Source organism: Psychroserpens damuponensis (genome assembly GCF_000826655.1).
GTDB lineage: Bacteria > Bacteroidota > Bacteroidia > Flavobacteriales > Flavobacteriaceae > Psychroserpens > Psychroserpens damuponensis.
The window spans coordinates 362532-377082 of sequence record NZ_JXJO01000017.1 but is presented as its reverse complement, the minus strand read 5'-3'; the positions used below and the strand labels follow the sequence as shown (position 1 = coordinate 377082).

13 protein-coding genes are annotated in these 14551 nt (G+C 31.6%); 8 read left to right on the top strand and 5 right to left on the bottom strand.

Annotated elements, in window-relative coordinates; genetic code table 11:
• Positions 1-117: 117 nt before the first annotated feature.
• Complete coding sequence (locus tag TD29_RS10480; protein ID WP_040280535.1) at positions 118-768, top strand: lipoprotein signal peptidase; 651 nt, start codon at positions 118-120, stop codon at positions 766-768.
• Here the strand turns inward: TD29_RS10480 and TD29_RS10475 are convergent.
• The 4 genes from TD29_RS10475 to TD29_RS10460 are packed head-to-tail and all read right to left on the bottom strand — an operon-like array spanning position 765 to position 3627.
• Entirely contained in the window at positions 765-1328 is a 564-nt protein-coding gene (locus tag TD29_RS10475) for a 5-formyltetrahydrofolate cyclo-ligase (protein ID WP_040280534.1), read from the bottom strand. The genes TD29_RS10480 and TD29_RS10475 overlap by 4 nt on opposite strands.
• Complete coding sequence (locus tag TD29_RS10470) at positions 1321-2292, bottom strand: succinylglutamate desuccinylase/aspartoacylase family protein (protein ID WP_040280533.1); 972 nt, start codon at positions 2290-2292, stop codon at positions 1321-1323. The genes TD29_RS10475 and TD29_RS10470 overlap by 8 nt, the downstream gene beginning before the upstream one ends.
• Before the next feature lie 34 nt (positions 2293-2326).
• A complete protein-coding gene (gene rimK / locus TD29_RS10465; RefSeq protein ID WP_040280532.1) occupies positions 2327-3205 on the bottom strand; it encodes a 30S ribosomal protein S6--L-glutamate ligase in 879 nt (292 codons plus the stop codon).
• A complete protein-coding gene (locus tag TD29_RS10460; RefSeq protein ID WP_040280531.1) occupies positions 3202-3627 on the bottom strand; it encodes an ATP-dependent zinc protease family protein in 426 nt (141 codons plus the stop codon). The genes rimK and TD29_RS10460 overlap by 4 nt, the downstream gene beginning before the upstream one ends.
• Positions 3628-3747: 120 nt before the next feature.
• Between TD29_RS10460 and uvrC the strand changes: the two genes are divergently transcribed.
• Both uvrC and TD29_RS10450 read left to right on the top strand, forming a co-directional pair.
• A complete protein-coding gene (gene uvrC, locus TD29_RS10455; protein ID WP_040280530.1) occupies positions 3748-5541 on the top strand; it encodes an excinuclease ABC subunit UvrC in 1794 nt (597 codons plus the stop codon).
• Positions 5538-7778, top strand: coding sequence for a patatin-like phospholipase family protein (locus TD29_RS10450; protein ID WP_316931854.1), 2241 nt, complete (start codon positions 5538-5540; stop codon positions 7776-7778). Before uvrC ends, TD29_RS10450 begins: the two co-directional genes overlap by 4 nt.
• 544 nt (positions 7779-8322) lie before the next feature.
• Here the strand turns inward: TD29_RS10450 and TD29_RS10440 are convergent.
• Positions 8323-8931, bottom strand: coding sequence for a glycine zipper family protein (locus TD29_RS10440; RefSeq protein ID WP_152611498.1), 609 nt, complete (start codon positions 8929-8931; stop codon positions 8323-8325).
• Between the two features lie 705 nt (positions 8932-9636).
• On the opposite strand from TD29_RS10440, the gene TD29_RS10435 reads away from it, so the two are divergent.
• The 5 genes from TD29_RS10435 (at position 9637) to TD29_RS10415 (ending at position 14533) form a co-directional block, all read left to right on the top strand.
• Positions 9637-10797, top strand: coding sequence for a homogentisate 1,2-dioxygenase (locus tag TD29_RS10435; RefSeq protein ID WP_040280524.1), 1161 nt, complete (start codon positions 9637-9639; stop codon positions 10795-10797).
• Positions 10798-10803: 6 nt separating this feature from the next.
• Positions 10804-11307 (top strand): CCC motif membrane protein, encoded by a 504-nt coding sequence (locus tag TD29_RS10430; RefSeq protein WP_040280522.1) that lies wholly within the window; start codon positions 10804-10806, stop codon positions 11305-11307.
• A 60-nt stretch (positions 11308-11367) separates the two neighbouring features.
• On the top strand, positions 11368-12528 hold the full coding sequence (gene hppD, locus TD29_RS10425) for a 4-hydroxyphenylpyruvate dioxygenase (protein WP_040280521.1): 1161 nt from the start codon (positions 11368-11370) through the stop codon (positions 12526-12528).
• A 287-nt stretch (positions 12529-12815) separates the two neighbouring features.
• Complete coding sequence (locus tag TD29_RS10420; RefSeq protein ID WP_040280519.1) at positions 12816-13595, top strand: DUF3108 domain-containing protein; 780 nt, start codon at positions 12816-12818, stop codon at positions 13593-13595.
• 5 nt (positions 13596-13600) lie between these two features.
• Positions 13601-14533, top strand: a complete 933-nt coding sequence (locus TD29_RS10415; RefSeq protein WP_040280518.1) for a tryptophan 2,3-dioxygenase family protein — start codon at positions 13601-13603, stop codon at positions 14531-14533.
• Positions 14534-14551 lie beyond the last annotated feature (18 nt).

Sequence of the window (14551 nt, the reverse complement as noted above, 5' to 3'; positions counted from 1 at the left end):
GGAAATGAACACATAAAATACAAAAACGTCTTAATCATTAAGGCGTTTTTTAGTTTTAAAAACCAAATTTTCCATTCATAATTTTAACACTATTTTTGTTTCGAATAAAAAATTACTATGTCTTTAAAAAAAGCTACAATTTTAATAGTGCTAATTTTACTTATAGATCAAATAAGTAAAGTCTATATCAAAACACATTTCGCTTTAAATGAGAAAATTATAGTTTTTGATTGGTTTCACATTGCTTTTGTAGAAAACGATGGTATGGCTTGGGGAACAAAAATTAGTGATTTTGTTTCCTTTATTTCAGATAGAACAGCTAAAGTTTTTCTAACCGTTTTTAGGGTTTTAGCCGTTTTCGGAATTGGATATTGGTTGAAAAAATCAATACTAGATAAAAGTTCTAAAACTTTAATTTTTGCAATTTCTCTAATATTAGCAGGTGCTTTAGGTAATATTATTGATTCTGTTTTCTATGGTGTCATCTTTGATTCTAGTTTAGGGCAAGTTGCTACCTTTATGCCAGAGCAAGGTTATGAAACAGTACTTCATGGTAGTGTTGTAGATATGCTGCATTTTCCAATTTGGAGTGGAGAATTACCAAATTGGTTACCAATAATTGGAGGCAAAACTTTTAGCTTCTTTGATCCTGTGTTTAATATTGCCGATATGGCAATAAGTACTGGTATAGGGATTTTAATTTTCTTTAATAAACGTGCTTTTAAAACAGCAACATCAAAAAAAGAAAATACAATTATTGACAATTAAAACGTGTAGGTTTTATTTGGTGTGACGCAATAATTTAAACGAATGTCACTTTCTAAGACATTAGTAATTTTTTCTTCGCTATTAAAAAAAGAGAGTCCAATTTTAATGGTTTCGGGTTTACATTTGCTTAAAAATCGATCGTAAAACCCTTTGCCATAACCAACTCTGTGACCAGTATTATCAAATGCTAGTAATGGTATAAAAACGACGTCTATTTGCTCTGTACCTATTGAAATTCCTCCAATGGGTTCAGGGATGTTCCATTCGTTTTTTTTGATTTTAGTACTATCTGTAAGTAAAAAGTGTGTCATGTCTAGAGTAGAAAAATCACTTTTAGCAATGACGATGTGTTTATCTTTTCCGGAGAGAATATTTAAGATGTAGTCTGTATTAACTTCGTTATGCTCTGTAATAGATAAATAGATATGATAGCACTCATGATTCCAAATTGGAAGTTGCAGTAGTTGGTTAGCGATTTTTAAACTTAAATCTTCTATGTTTTCTTCGGAAAGCGATTTCCGAAGTAATTTATATTGTGTTCGTAATTGTGCTTTAGTCATCTTGTAATGCTGTTGAGATATGAAAAATGGCATCACCTTGATAAATAATTGGAGATTCATTTACATTAAAAATATAACCTGAATTTGGTGCTTTTACAAAGTGGTTAAAACTTCCGTAGGGATCTGTAATATTACCTAAAACAGCATCTTTTTCTACATAAGAATTTATAGTTGCTGTGGGTTTAAACATCCCAGAAAATTTAGCTCTTAGCCATCTACTTTCTTCTATAATTATAGCTTCAGTTTTAGGTTTAGAGACTTTAAATTTGGATGTTAGCATGCCAAAATGATGTAAAACGCGTTTGGCACCATTAACACCAGTATTAGTGATGTTATCATGGATATTAAAGGATTTTCCACCTTCAAATAAAAGCATTGGAACACCAGATTTGCTACATGCATTTCTAAATGACTTATTTAAATTATTAGAGTAATAAATAAAAGGTGCTCCAAAAACATGGGCCAAATTTAAAAGTTTTGGGTCTTCTCTAACAATGCGAATTTGCGCTGCATTAAAACGACCAGATCCTCCTGTGTGAAAATCCATTGCAAAATCTACATGTGGCACTAGTTCTTTCATTACAAAATTTGCAACTCTACTCGCTAGCGATCCATTAGCACTGCCTGGGAAAACACGGTTAAGGTCTCTGCCATCAGGAAATAACCGATCCATGTTTAAAAAACCAAATACATTAATTACAGGTACACAAATTGTAGTTCCAACCTTAGGTTTATTAATGCCTTTAGCTATAATTTGTCTAACAATTTCTACACCATTAATTTCATCACCATGAATACCAGCTGTGATTAATAATGTTGGTCCAGGTTTTCTAGAGCGTTCTATAATAATAGGGATTTCTAAGGTGTTGCGTGTGTGAAGTTTAGCGACTTCGTAGTTAACAATGGCACTTTTACCTAAAGCAATTTTTTCGCCTAATATTTCTAAAACGTCTTTATTACTCATTCTACTTTTAATTATATACTGTGTTGCGATTTAACTATGATTTTCTATTGCGTTCAATAAAAGTGATGATAGCTTTTGCAATATTTTTTCCGGTTGCGCCTTCAATACCTTCTAATCCAGGAGTAGAATTTACTTCTAGTAAAAGCGGTCCTCTTGCAGATTGTAACATATCAACTCCACATACAGGAAGTTTTAAGGCTTTTGATGCATTTGTGGCTAGTTTTAATTCATCTGCATCTAACTTAATAATATTTGCGCTTCCACCTCGATGAAGATTAGATCTAAACTCGCCTTCTTTACCTTGACGTTTCATGGCACCTACTACTTGACCGTCAACAACTAAAGCTCTTAGATCTGCACCTTTAGCTTCTTTAATAAATTCTTGTACAATTACTCTAGCTTGGAGCCCATTAAAGGCTTCTAGCACAGATTCGGCTGCATTTTTACTTTCAGCTAAAACAACACCTAGGCCTTGTGTGCCTTCTAGCAGTTTGATAATTACTGGAGTTCCACCTACGTGCTCTATGACTTCTTCTACATCACGAGAATAGTTGGTAAATACTGTTTTTGGCATTCCAATTCCTGCTTTGCTTAAACGTTGCAAACTTCTCAATTTATCTCTAGAACGTTGAATAGCATCTGAAGTGGCGATAGTAAACACACCCATTTCTTCAAACTGTCTAACTACTGCACAACCGTAAAAGGTAACTGAAGCTCCAATTCTTGGGATAATAGCGTCAACATAATCGAGGTAGCGATCATTATAATAGATGGTAGGCTTTTCTTTTTCTATAATGATGTCGCATTTAAGAGGATCAATAATTTCTACTTTATGACCTCTAGATCTTGCTTCTTGCACAAGACGATCTGTTGAGTATAAATTGGCATTTCTGGATAAAATTACTATGTTCATGAGTTGGAATTGTTAAAAGAAACATTTTCTAAATTGACATCAACTAAAAATTTCTTACTTAGAAATTGTCGTCCTATTAATACAGGGAATTTCATGTCGTCTCTAGTGCTTAAAGTTAAGTTAATCTTATACGTTTTACCAAAGAATATGATATCAGATTTGATTTTATAACGGTTTTCTTTAAATCCGTTACTACTTTTTACATCAGTATGTGTATAGGTGTCAAAGACTATATGTTCGCTTTTAAAGTTTGGATGGCCTTTGCTTTCAAAAGTACAAATGAGTTTTCCATCTTGCTCTTTTATTTTTGAACAATGAATTGCAGAGGTGTAAGCACCTGTGTCAATTTTTACATCTATGTGTTTGAGGTGGAGTTTAGGAAAATCGACTTTATCAATTCTGCCTATTACTTTTTTGGTCATTTTTATAGTTTGATAAGAGGCGAAAGGTAAACAATAAGTGTATTTTAAAAATAATTTTCAGCTCTAATTTTTAGCACATAACAAATGAGTTTTAAATAGGATGTATTAACTTTGATAAAAATGGATAAACCTACGCTAGAAATACAAATTAAAACACTGCCTCACCAACCTGGTGTGTATCAATATTTTGATGCTGAGGATAAGTTAATCTATGTAGGAAAAGCAAAAAATATTAAAAAAAGAGTGAGTTCTTACTTTACAAAAACTCACGACAACGGTAAGACTAGAGTCCTTGTAAAAAAAATAGCAAGTATAAAGCATATCGTAGTAGAGACAGAAACCGATGCGCTTTTACTCGAGAATAACCTTATAAAAAAATATAAGCCACGCTATAATGTATTGCTAAAAGATGATAAATCTTACCCTTGGATTTGCATAAAAAATGAACGATTTCCTAGAGTATTTAGTACGCGTCGTATGTTTAAAGATGGTTCGGAATATTTTGGACCATATACAAGTATGAAAACGGTTCATACGTTGTTAGATTTAATAAAAGGGCTTTATAATCTCAGAACGTGTAATTATAATCTTTCCGAAGAAAAAATTAACTCAGGTAAATATAAAGTTTGTTTAGAATATCATTTAGGAAACTGTAAAGGTCCTTGTGAAAACTTACAAACAGAAGACGAATACAATGCGCATATTGTTGCTATACGCGAAATTTTAAAAGGAAATTTTAAGGATTCACTATCTCAATTTAAAGCCCAAATGAACAGGTTTGCGCAACATATGCATTTTGAAGATGCACAGCGAATTAAAGAAAAAGTTGAGGTTTTAGAAAACTATCAAGCAAAATCAACAATTGTTAACCCTAAAATTAGCAACGTTGATGTGTTTAGTATTATGAGTGATGAAGGTTATGCATATGTTAATTTTTTACAATTGTCATATGGCAGTATCATTAGGTCGCACACGCTAGAAATTAAAAAGAAACTAGACGAAACCAATTTACAATTATTAGAATTATCTATTACTGAAATTAGACAACGTTTCAACTCCACATCTAAAGAAGTTTACGTCCCATTTAAAGTTGATTTAGGTGAAAATATTAAGGTGACTGTGCCAAAATTGGGTGATAAAAAGAAAATCTTAGATTTATCACTTCGCAATGCAAAATACTATCGTATGGAGCGATTTAAGCAAGTCAAAATCGTGGATCCAGACCGTCATGCAAACCGAATTATGGCGCAAATGAAAGTTGATTTGCGATTAACAGAAGAGCCACGTCATATAGAATGTTTTGATAACTCAAACATTCAAGGTACAAATCCTGTAGCTGCTTGTGTTGTTTTTAAAGATGGAAAACCAAGTAAAAGGGATTACCGTCATTTTAATATAAAAACGGTTGTTGGGCCTGATGATTTTGCCTCAATGGAAGAAGTGGTTTATCGTCGTTACAAACGATTATTAGACGAAAAACAGCCCTTGCCACAACTTATTATTATTGATGGAGGTAAAGGCCAATTGTCATCTGCTTTAAAAAGTTTGGATGTTTTAGGGCTTCGCAATACAATAGCCATTATTGGAATTGCAAAACGTTTAGAAGAATTATTCTATCCAGACGATCCAATTCCCTTATATTTAGATAAAAAAAGTGAAACCTTGAAAGTCATTCAGCATTTGCGAAATGAAGCACACCGTTTTGGTATTGAGCATCACCGAAATAGACGCAGTAAACAAGCGTTAAATACAGAGTTAGAAACCATACCTGGAATTGGTGAGCAAACAGTTGTGGCATTGATGAAACAATTTAAATCAGTAAAACGAATTTCTGAAGCTAAAAAAGAAGATTTAGAAAAAATTGTAGGACTATCACGAGCACAAAAAATAATTGACTATTACAGTAAAAAGTGAGATATAAAATAGGTATCATATTTATTCTATTGTGTGCGTTTTCTATGAAAGCGCAAACCACCGTAGATGATCAAAAACCTAAAGTAGGTTTAGTTTTGAGTGGTGGTGGTGCAAAAGGTTTTGCCCATATTGGAGTTTTAAAAGTTATTGATAGTCTTGGAGTTAAAGTAGATTATATTGCTGGTACAAGTATGGGAGCAATTATTGGGTCATTATACGCTTCGGGATATTCTGGAAAACAATTAGATTCTATTTTTGAAAGTCTAGATTTTGATGCTGTAATCAGTGATGATTTACCACGATCGTCAAAATCTATTTATGAACGTAATAATAACGAGAAGTATGGTGTAATACTTCCGTTTAATCATTTTAAGCTCAAATTACCATCGGCTTTATCGAGAGGTCAAAATGTGTTTAATTTACTAACTAAATTAACATTGCACGTTAGTGATGTAGATAAATTTGAAGACTTGCCTATTCCGTTTTTTTGTATTGCAACAAATATAGAAACCGGTAAACAAATACTTCTAGATTCTGGAAACTTACCGCTAAGCATTTCAGCGAGTGGTGCATTTCCTTCCTTATTTCAGCCTGTACCTATAGGTGACGATTTGTTAATTGATGGTGGTGTAGTAAATAATTACCCAATTGATGAGCTAAGAGCAAAAGGTATGGATATTATTATTGGAGTAGATGTGCAAGATGATTTGGCAACTCGAGAAGATATGATCTCTGCTCCAGATGTATTATTACAAATTAATAATTTTAGGACCATAAGGGATATGAAAGTGAAGTCTAAAAAGACAGATATTTATATCAAACCAGATATTGAAAACTTTACAGTAGTGTCCTTTAGCGAAGGTAAAGACATTATTAATAATGGGAAATTAGCAGCTTTAGTGCACGTGTCGGCATTAGATCAACTTCCAAAGAAACCAATCAATGCTGTAACCAATCAAGAATTAAATTTAGCATCTAAAGATAGTATCATTATAAACGGCATCGGTTTAAACGGTAATAATCGCTATACACGATCCTATATAATGGGTAAATTAAAACTCAAAGGGAATGAAAAAATTAGTTATGATGATTTTAATCAAGGTGTCAATAATTTGATAGCAACTAATAATTTTGATTCGTTTCAATATGGTTTTAAGCATTCTAGAAATAGGGAAGGATATGATTTTAAAGCAAATCTTAGAGAATCTAAAATCACTACTTTTTTAAAATTAGGATTACATTATGACGATGTTTATAAAAGTGCTGCACTTGTAAATTTGACTAAAAAAAGACTGTTATTTAATAATGATATCGCATCCTTAGACCTTATTTTAGGTGACAACGTGCGCTTTAATTTTGAGTATCTTATTGACAAAGGGTTTTATTGGAGTGTAGGTATTCGTTCTAGATATAATCAATTTGAAAGAGGAGTTAATAGTGAATTACTCTTAGATGAAGTTGAAATAAATGTTACAGGAATTAATAAGCTAGACGTTAAATTTAGGGATCAAACTAATCAATTTTATTTACAAACATTGTTTCGAAAAGATTTTGCACTTAGTGTTGGAGCAGAGCATAAGCGTTTGAATGTCAAATCTGAAACCATTACAATTAACTCTGAAACCGATGAGTTTTTATTTGAAAATACAGATTATGTAAGTGTCTTCGGAAATTTAAAACTAGACACTTATGATAGTAAACATTACCCATCGTCTGGTGTCTATTTTTGTGGAGATCTACACAATTATTTATTTGCTTCAAAATTTAATAACGGTTTTGATCGGTTTTCCATTGCAAAAGCCGAACTGGGTTATGCATTTAAAATTTCAGAAAAAATTAGTTTTAATTTAGAATCTGGAGGTGGTTTTAAGTTTGGCGACAATTCTACCAATACTTTAGATTTTGCCTTAGGAGGCTACGGAAATGACTTTATAAACAACTTTGTACCATTTATAGGTTATGATTATATTTCACTTACAGGTAATAGCTATGTCAAAGCTTATGCTAGTGTCGATTATGAGATTTTTAATAAAAATCATATCACTTTAGAAGGGAATTGGGCAAATATAGATAACGATATTTTTGATACAGGAGAGTGGATTACATTGCCAGATTATAGAGGTTATGCTTTAGGTTACGGTTTAGAAACATTTTTAGGACCCATCCAAGCAAAATATAGTTATTCACCAGAGCAGCACGAAGGCATTTGGTATTTTAATATTGGGTTTTGGTTTTAAGAAAAAAAGCAGTAAGAAATTTTCTTACTGCTTTTAAATTTTAAAACTATTGTAAATACTATTCTTTTTTATTAGCCTTTAAATAACACACACTATACCAAACAAAGAAAGCTAGGCAACTTATTTGTAATGAAAAAGAATGTATTGAAAATTCATTATTGTTTATAATATCATCAACAAATCCTGCAGTCATTATAAATATACCAATAAAGCACCAAATAAATATGAATATGGATTTAGGAATCTTTAGTGAATAGGATAATATGTTTATATTTAATGTTTTCATGTCCAATTACAAAAGTAAAAGCCAAGCAAGAAGTTTTATTTTCTTGCCTGAACTAATTCTTTATGTTTATAATTTGTTTTTTTTACCACCTTTAATAATAACACTTAATATTATACCAAAAGTTAAAGAGATTAATATTTTTAGATAAAATTTTAAACTATAAAAATTGAAAAAGGATTCTTCTGAAAAATCCATACCAATATAATATATTAATGAGGTAATAATTACTAATAAAACTTTTAATCTAGAAGACATAATTTAAAATATAGAATCAACAAAAGACCATACAGCTGCGCCAACAGCTCCAACAGTTCCAGCAGCTGCTCCACTAGCAATACATCCTGCCACAGCACCAGTAACTGTACCTATAACAGGTACTGTGACTGTACCTATTGTAGCACCTACAAAAGCACCTTGCGCACAACCTGCTAAAAATCCCCATGCCAATCCTCTACCTATATTTTTTCCAGGGCTATTGTCTCTATTTGTTTGATTAATAAATGCATCACTAGTTAGGACATAATTACTGGCTTCTTTAAAACTAAAGAGTAAGAATCTCAAATTCTCTTTATTTACTTCAGTCATATCAGCATTATCTACTAAAATTTCATATTCCTCAATCTTATTAATAACTTGGTCATCATTTGTATCTATTATTTCCAATAGAAAAGGCTCAAGAAGATCTTTATAATCTGTTGCGCATTCTGAACAAGTTCTATAGTCTTCTATTAAAACATTCAAATCTGCGTCTTCAATGGTGCTTCTGGAAAAATTATTAGAATTTTTAAATTTTTCTACCTCTGTTCTTAGTAATTTTTCGTCCTTAAATAGCTTTTGGATACTTTGTCGATTTTCAATTGTATTCAAGTTTTCGACTATTAATTCTTGAGATTTTGTTGTTTCTTCGGACTCTATACTGCTGCAGCTCATTATATTAAAAACAGAGTAAAATATTAACGTGTATGCAATTAGAGTATTTAATTTAATTTTTTTCATTTTAATTATTTTAATGATTAATTTTATAAAAGAAGCATTAAATTAAGAAGCTAAATAAAAGAAGCGAAAAATAAAAAACAAGCACTTGTTTAAGTTGCAACAGTTGTTAAAAAATCAAAAGAGAAAGAGCTTCTTAAAAACTAACTCCTCATCATTTCCAACACTCAAAGAAATAGAAAATACTCTATATTTCAAAATTTTTTTATCAAATAAAAAAGAGTTGAACATTTGCCTAATATAGAGATTATGGAAAAACTGTAATAAAATGACTTAATCCAGACCAAACTTTAATATTTGGTGTTAAAGTTTAAATAAATTAGTTCTAATTATTTTTTCAAAAATTGAGTTAGTTTTATAAAGTCTGGATTTAATATTGGTTTTTGGTTTTAGGTTATTAAAATTTTCCCGATATTTAACCCATGTTAAATCTCATCTTCAAAGATTTATTAAGTTATCTCCAGTTTCTTATAAAAAGGAATCCCGAATAAGCCTACATATTTGTATCTTTATATCAAGTCATAAAAGTTGAGTTTAAAAACTACAAACTTTTAATTTCTAATAGTTAATATTTCAAATATGCCTTTTTATCATAAATTAGGAAAAATTCCACCAAAACGACATACCCAATTTCGAAAAGAAGATGGAAGTTTGTACGCAGAGCAACTCTTTGGTACTATAGGTTTTGATGGCATGTCCACAAATAGTTATCACGAGCAAAGACCAACACAAGTAAAAGCAATTAAAAAACAATACAGTGTTGCTCCAAAAATTGCAAAAGCAAATCATATTCAATCCTATCGTTTGAGAGGGTTTCAAGTTAAACCAGAACCCGATTATCTAGACAGCAGAAAAGCGGTACTTACCAATAGCGATTGTACTATTATTTTAGCAGCACCAAAAAATAAAAGAACAGATTACTTTTATAAAAATTCAGATGCAGACGAACTTATTTTTATTCATAAAGGTTCAGGAAAACTGAGAACACATCTAGGGAATCTAGATTTTAAATATGGAGATTATCTAGTTGTACCTAGAGGCATCATCTATAAAATGGATTTTGACACAGAAGATAACAGACTATTTATTGTAGAATCTCGCCGACCAATTTACACACCAAAACGCTATAGAAATTGGTTTGGTCAACTGTTAGAGCATTCGCCTTTTTGTGAGCGAGATATTCGTCAGCCATACGAATTAGAAACCAACAATGAGTCGGGAGAGTTTTTAATGAAAGTAAAAAAACAAGGTGATATTTTTGAAATGGTTTATGCCTCACATCCTTTTGATGTGGTAGGTTATGATGGTTATAATTATCCATACGCTTTATCAATTCATGATTTTGAACCCATAACTGGTCGTATTCATCAACCGCCTCCAGTTCACCAAACGTTTGAAACAGATGCTTTTGTTGTGTGTAGTTTTGTACCACGTTTGTATGATTATCATCCAGATAGTATTCCTGCGCCTTACAACCACAGTAATATAGATAGTGATGAGGTGTTATATTATGTAGATGGTGATTTTATGAGTCGTAATGATATAGATGCAGGACACATAAGTTTACATCCAGCTGGTATACCTCATGGTCCACACCCAGGAGCAACAGAGCGTAGCATTGGTAAAGTAAAAACAGATGAATTGGCAGTCATGGTAGATACTTTTAAGCCCTTGCAACTAACAGAAGAAGCTCTAAAAATAGCCGACGAAGATTACTTTAAATCATGGTTGGAGCATTAAATACATATGGAAAACAATAAATTATCTGCAGATCCTTCTGCGCTCATTCTAGGTGTTATAGCAATAACAATCTCAGTTGCAGGATGCTGTTGTGGTGTTTTTGCAGTTGTACCAGTGATTCTCAGTATTATCGGTTTGGTAATTGCAAATAAGAGCTTGCAAGAATACAACACAAATCCAGAAGCGTATAACCCAAATAGTCGCAGTAACGTATCTACAGCAAAAGTGTTAAACATTATCGCTTTAGTTATTAGTTCATTAGTGACACTATTTTACATCGCTTATTTCATGATTTATGGTGTGTTCTTATCAGAAATTTTTAAAGAAGTATACGAAGCCAGAAATTATGAAGACGATTATAATTATGAATGGAAAAATGATTCTATTTATGAGTATAACGATGATGATTTCGAAATAGAAGAAGATACCATAAGTATCGATTCAATCCAAATAGAAGAGTTCATTGAAAAAGAACTCATAGAAACAGAAATAGACAGTTTAAACAATTAAAATAAATTTATTTTCTTCGGAAATATTAATACTCCAAGAAAATTCTAAAATACATTCATTATGGCAAAAGAAGTAAAAAGTGTTGATTACGGATTAGAAAAAATCTTTGAAGGTGCACAAGATTTTTTACCATTATTAGGTACAGATTATGTAGAGTTTTATGTAGGTAATGCAAAGCAATCTGCTCATTTTTATAAAACCGCTTTTGGGTTTCAATCCTATGCGTATAAAGGCTTAGAGACAGGGTCTAAAGACTCAGTAAGTTATGTCTTAAAACAAGATAAAATACGATTAGTACTTACCACACCTTTAAATAGTAAATCACCAATTAATGATCATATTGTAAAACATGGCGATGGTGTAAAAGTAGTCGCACTTTGGGTAGATGATGCACGAAAATCATACGAAGAAACTACAAAAAGAGGCGCAAAATCTTACATGGAGCCAACAGTAGAAAAAGATGAGCATGGTGAAGTAGTTAGAGCAGGAATCTATACTTATGGAGAAACAGTTCATATGTTTGTAGAACGTAAAAACTACAATGGTAAATTTATGCCAGGATTTGTAGAGTGGAAAACCGATTATAACCCAGAGCCTGTAGGGTTAAAATATATAGACCATATGGTTGGTAATGTAGGTTGGGGACAAATGAACACATGGGTAAAATGGTATGAAGATGTAATGGGATTTGTAAATTTCTTATCTTTTGATGATAAGCAAATCCATACAGAATATTCTGCACTCATGAGTAAAGTGATGAGTAATGGCAATGGTCGTATCAAATTTCCAATAAACGAACCAGCTAAAGCAGCAAAAAAATCACAAATTGAAGAGTATTTAGATTTCTATGAAGATTCTGGTGTGCAGCATATTGCAGTTGCTACAGATGATATTATAAAAACAGTCTCTCAGTTAAAGGCTAGAGGTGTAGAGTTTTTACCACCTCCTCCTCAAGCGTATTATGATGATATTCCTAAACGTTTAGGAGCGCACATGGATATGATGAAAGAAGATATTAATGAGTTGCAAAAATTATCTATCATGATAGATGCAGATGAAGAAGGATATTTGTTGCAAATATTTACAAAGCCAGTAGAAGATAGACCAACCTTATTTTTTGAAATTATTCAAAGAATGGGAGCGCAAGGGTTTGGTGCTGGTAATTTTAAAGCCTTGTTTGAATCTATTGAGAGAGAACAAGCAAAACGAGGTACACTTTAAATCAACTCATTGTCTCAAAACAATATAGATCTGCAAAGTTGTATAAGCTTTGTAGGTCTATTTTAATACTCATTTTAAAATCTCTACTCTTATACGCCATTTTTCTGCTATCGATATCTTTTAAGTACAGCACATTTCCGAAGAAAAAATAATAAATCTATCACAACTATAACGCCTTTATACATAAAGGTTTCAATAAAATTTATATTTTTGGAATAGTAATTGTAATTCTACCTACCAAATAATAAAATGAAACTTCAAAAGTTTCATTTATAATAATTACGATAATGAAAAAAGTGCTACTTATATTTACGATTCTGCTTTGTACGCAAGCTTCTTTTGCCCAAAAAGAAAGTGCGTTTAAAGATGGAGAATGGTTTAAATTTGAAATGAGTTATAGCGGTTTTTTAAAAGCAGGGAATGCTACACTCTCTGTAGATGAAACGACTTTAAAAGGAAAACCTGTGTATCATGTGGTAGGTAAAGGTTGGACAACTGGAGCAATTAAGTGGTTTTTTAAAGTGAAGGATAGATATGAAAGTTATTTTGATAAAGAAACAGGAGTACCTTATAAATTTATAAGAAAAATTGACGAAGGTGGGCATACAAAAGATATTGAAATAGCCTTTGATCAAATTAAAAACGAAGCATTTGTAGAAAATAAGAAATACAAAACATCAAAAACAGTTGCAACAGAACCAAATGTTCAGGATATGGTATCTGCGTTCTATTACCTAAGAAATAATTATGAAACAGATGATATTAAAGTTGGTGATATTGTAGAATTAGATATGTTTTTTGATGAAGAAAATTTTGGTTTTAAATTAAAATACTTAGGACGAGAAACTATAGAAACAGAATTTGGGAAAATAAAAACCTTAAGGTTTAGACCATATGTTATGGCTGGACGTGTGTTTAAAGAACAAGAAAGTTTGACACTTTGGGTTAGTGCAGATGACAATAAAATTCCGCTTAAAATTAAAGCAGATCTAGCAGTTGGTTCTTTAAGAGCCGAATTGGTAGAATTTAAAGGATTAAAACACTATTTTCCTATACAATTTGATTAATTAAAATGGATGATTTACGAAAGTTTGACGAGATCGTTGAACAAATACAAGAGAAATACACAAATATAGATCAAAATACAGATGATCACCTTTATGGCTTGCTTTACAGCAAGCCAATTACATATTGGGACTATATACAAACCGATGCCTTATTAAATCTTCAAATTCAGCGTACAACACTACCAGATGAAATGGTGTTTATTGCTTACCATCAAATCAATGAACTTATTTTTAAGATGATTTTATGGGAAATTCAACAAGTTGCCGAGAAAGAAGAACTTAATGTTGCTTTTTTTGAAGAGAAGATAATGAGAATTAGTCGGTATTTTGATATGCTCACAACTTCCTTTAATATTATGAGAGAGGGCATGTCTATTGAACAGTATATGAAATTTAGATACACGTTGACACCTGCTAGCGGATTTCAAAGTGCACAATATAGAATGGTAGAATTTGCGTCTACTGAGCTTATCAATTTAATTGATTTTAGGTTTAGAAAAACCATAGATCGTGATACACCTTTTGAACATGCTTTTGAGCATTTATATTGGCAAGCAGCAGGTAAAGATTATAAAACAGGTAAAAAATCAACGTTATTAACTAATTTTGAAAAACGCTACAAAGGTGATTTTATTCGTTTTATGCAAACGTATAACACAAAAAACTTGTGGTCTAGATTTAAAGAACTGCCCGAAAAAGATCAAAAAGATAAAGATTTAGTTAAAGCAATGCGTCATTTTGACTATACTGTAAATATTACATGGGTAATTGCTCATTATAATGCAGCACGTCACTATATAGAAAGCGGAACAGGTGATGGAGAAGCTACAGGAGGAAGCGATTGGAAAAAATACATGCATCCCAAATATCAAAAACGTATCTTTTTTCCTGAACTTTGGAGTGAAGAAGAAATAGAAAATTGGGGAAACGACTTATAAAATAACAATTTATCAATT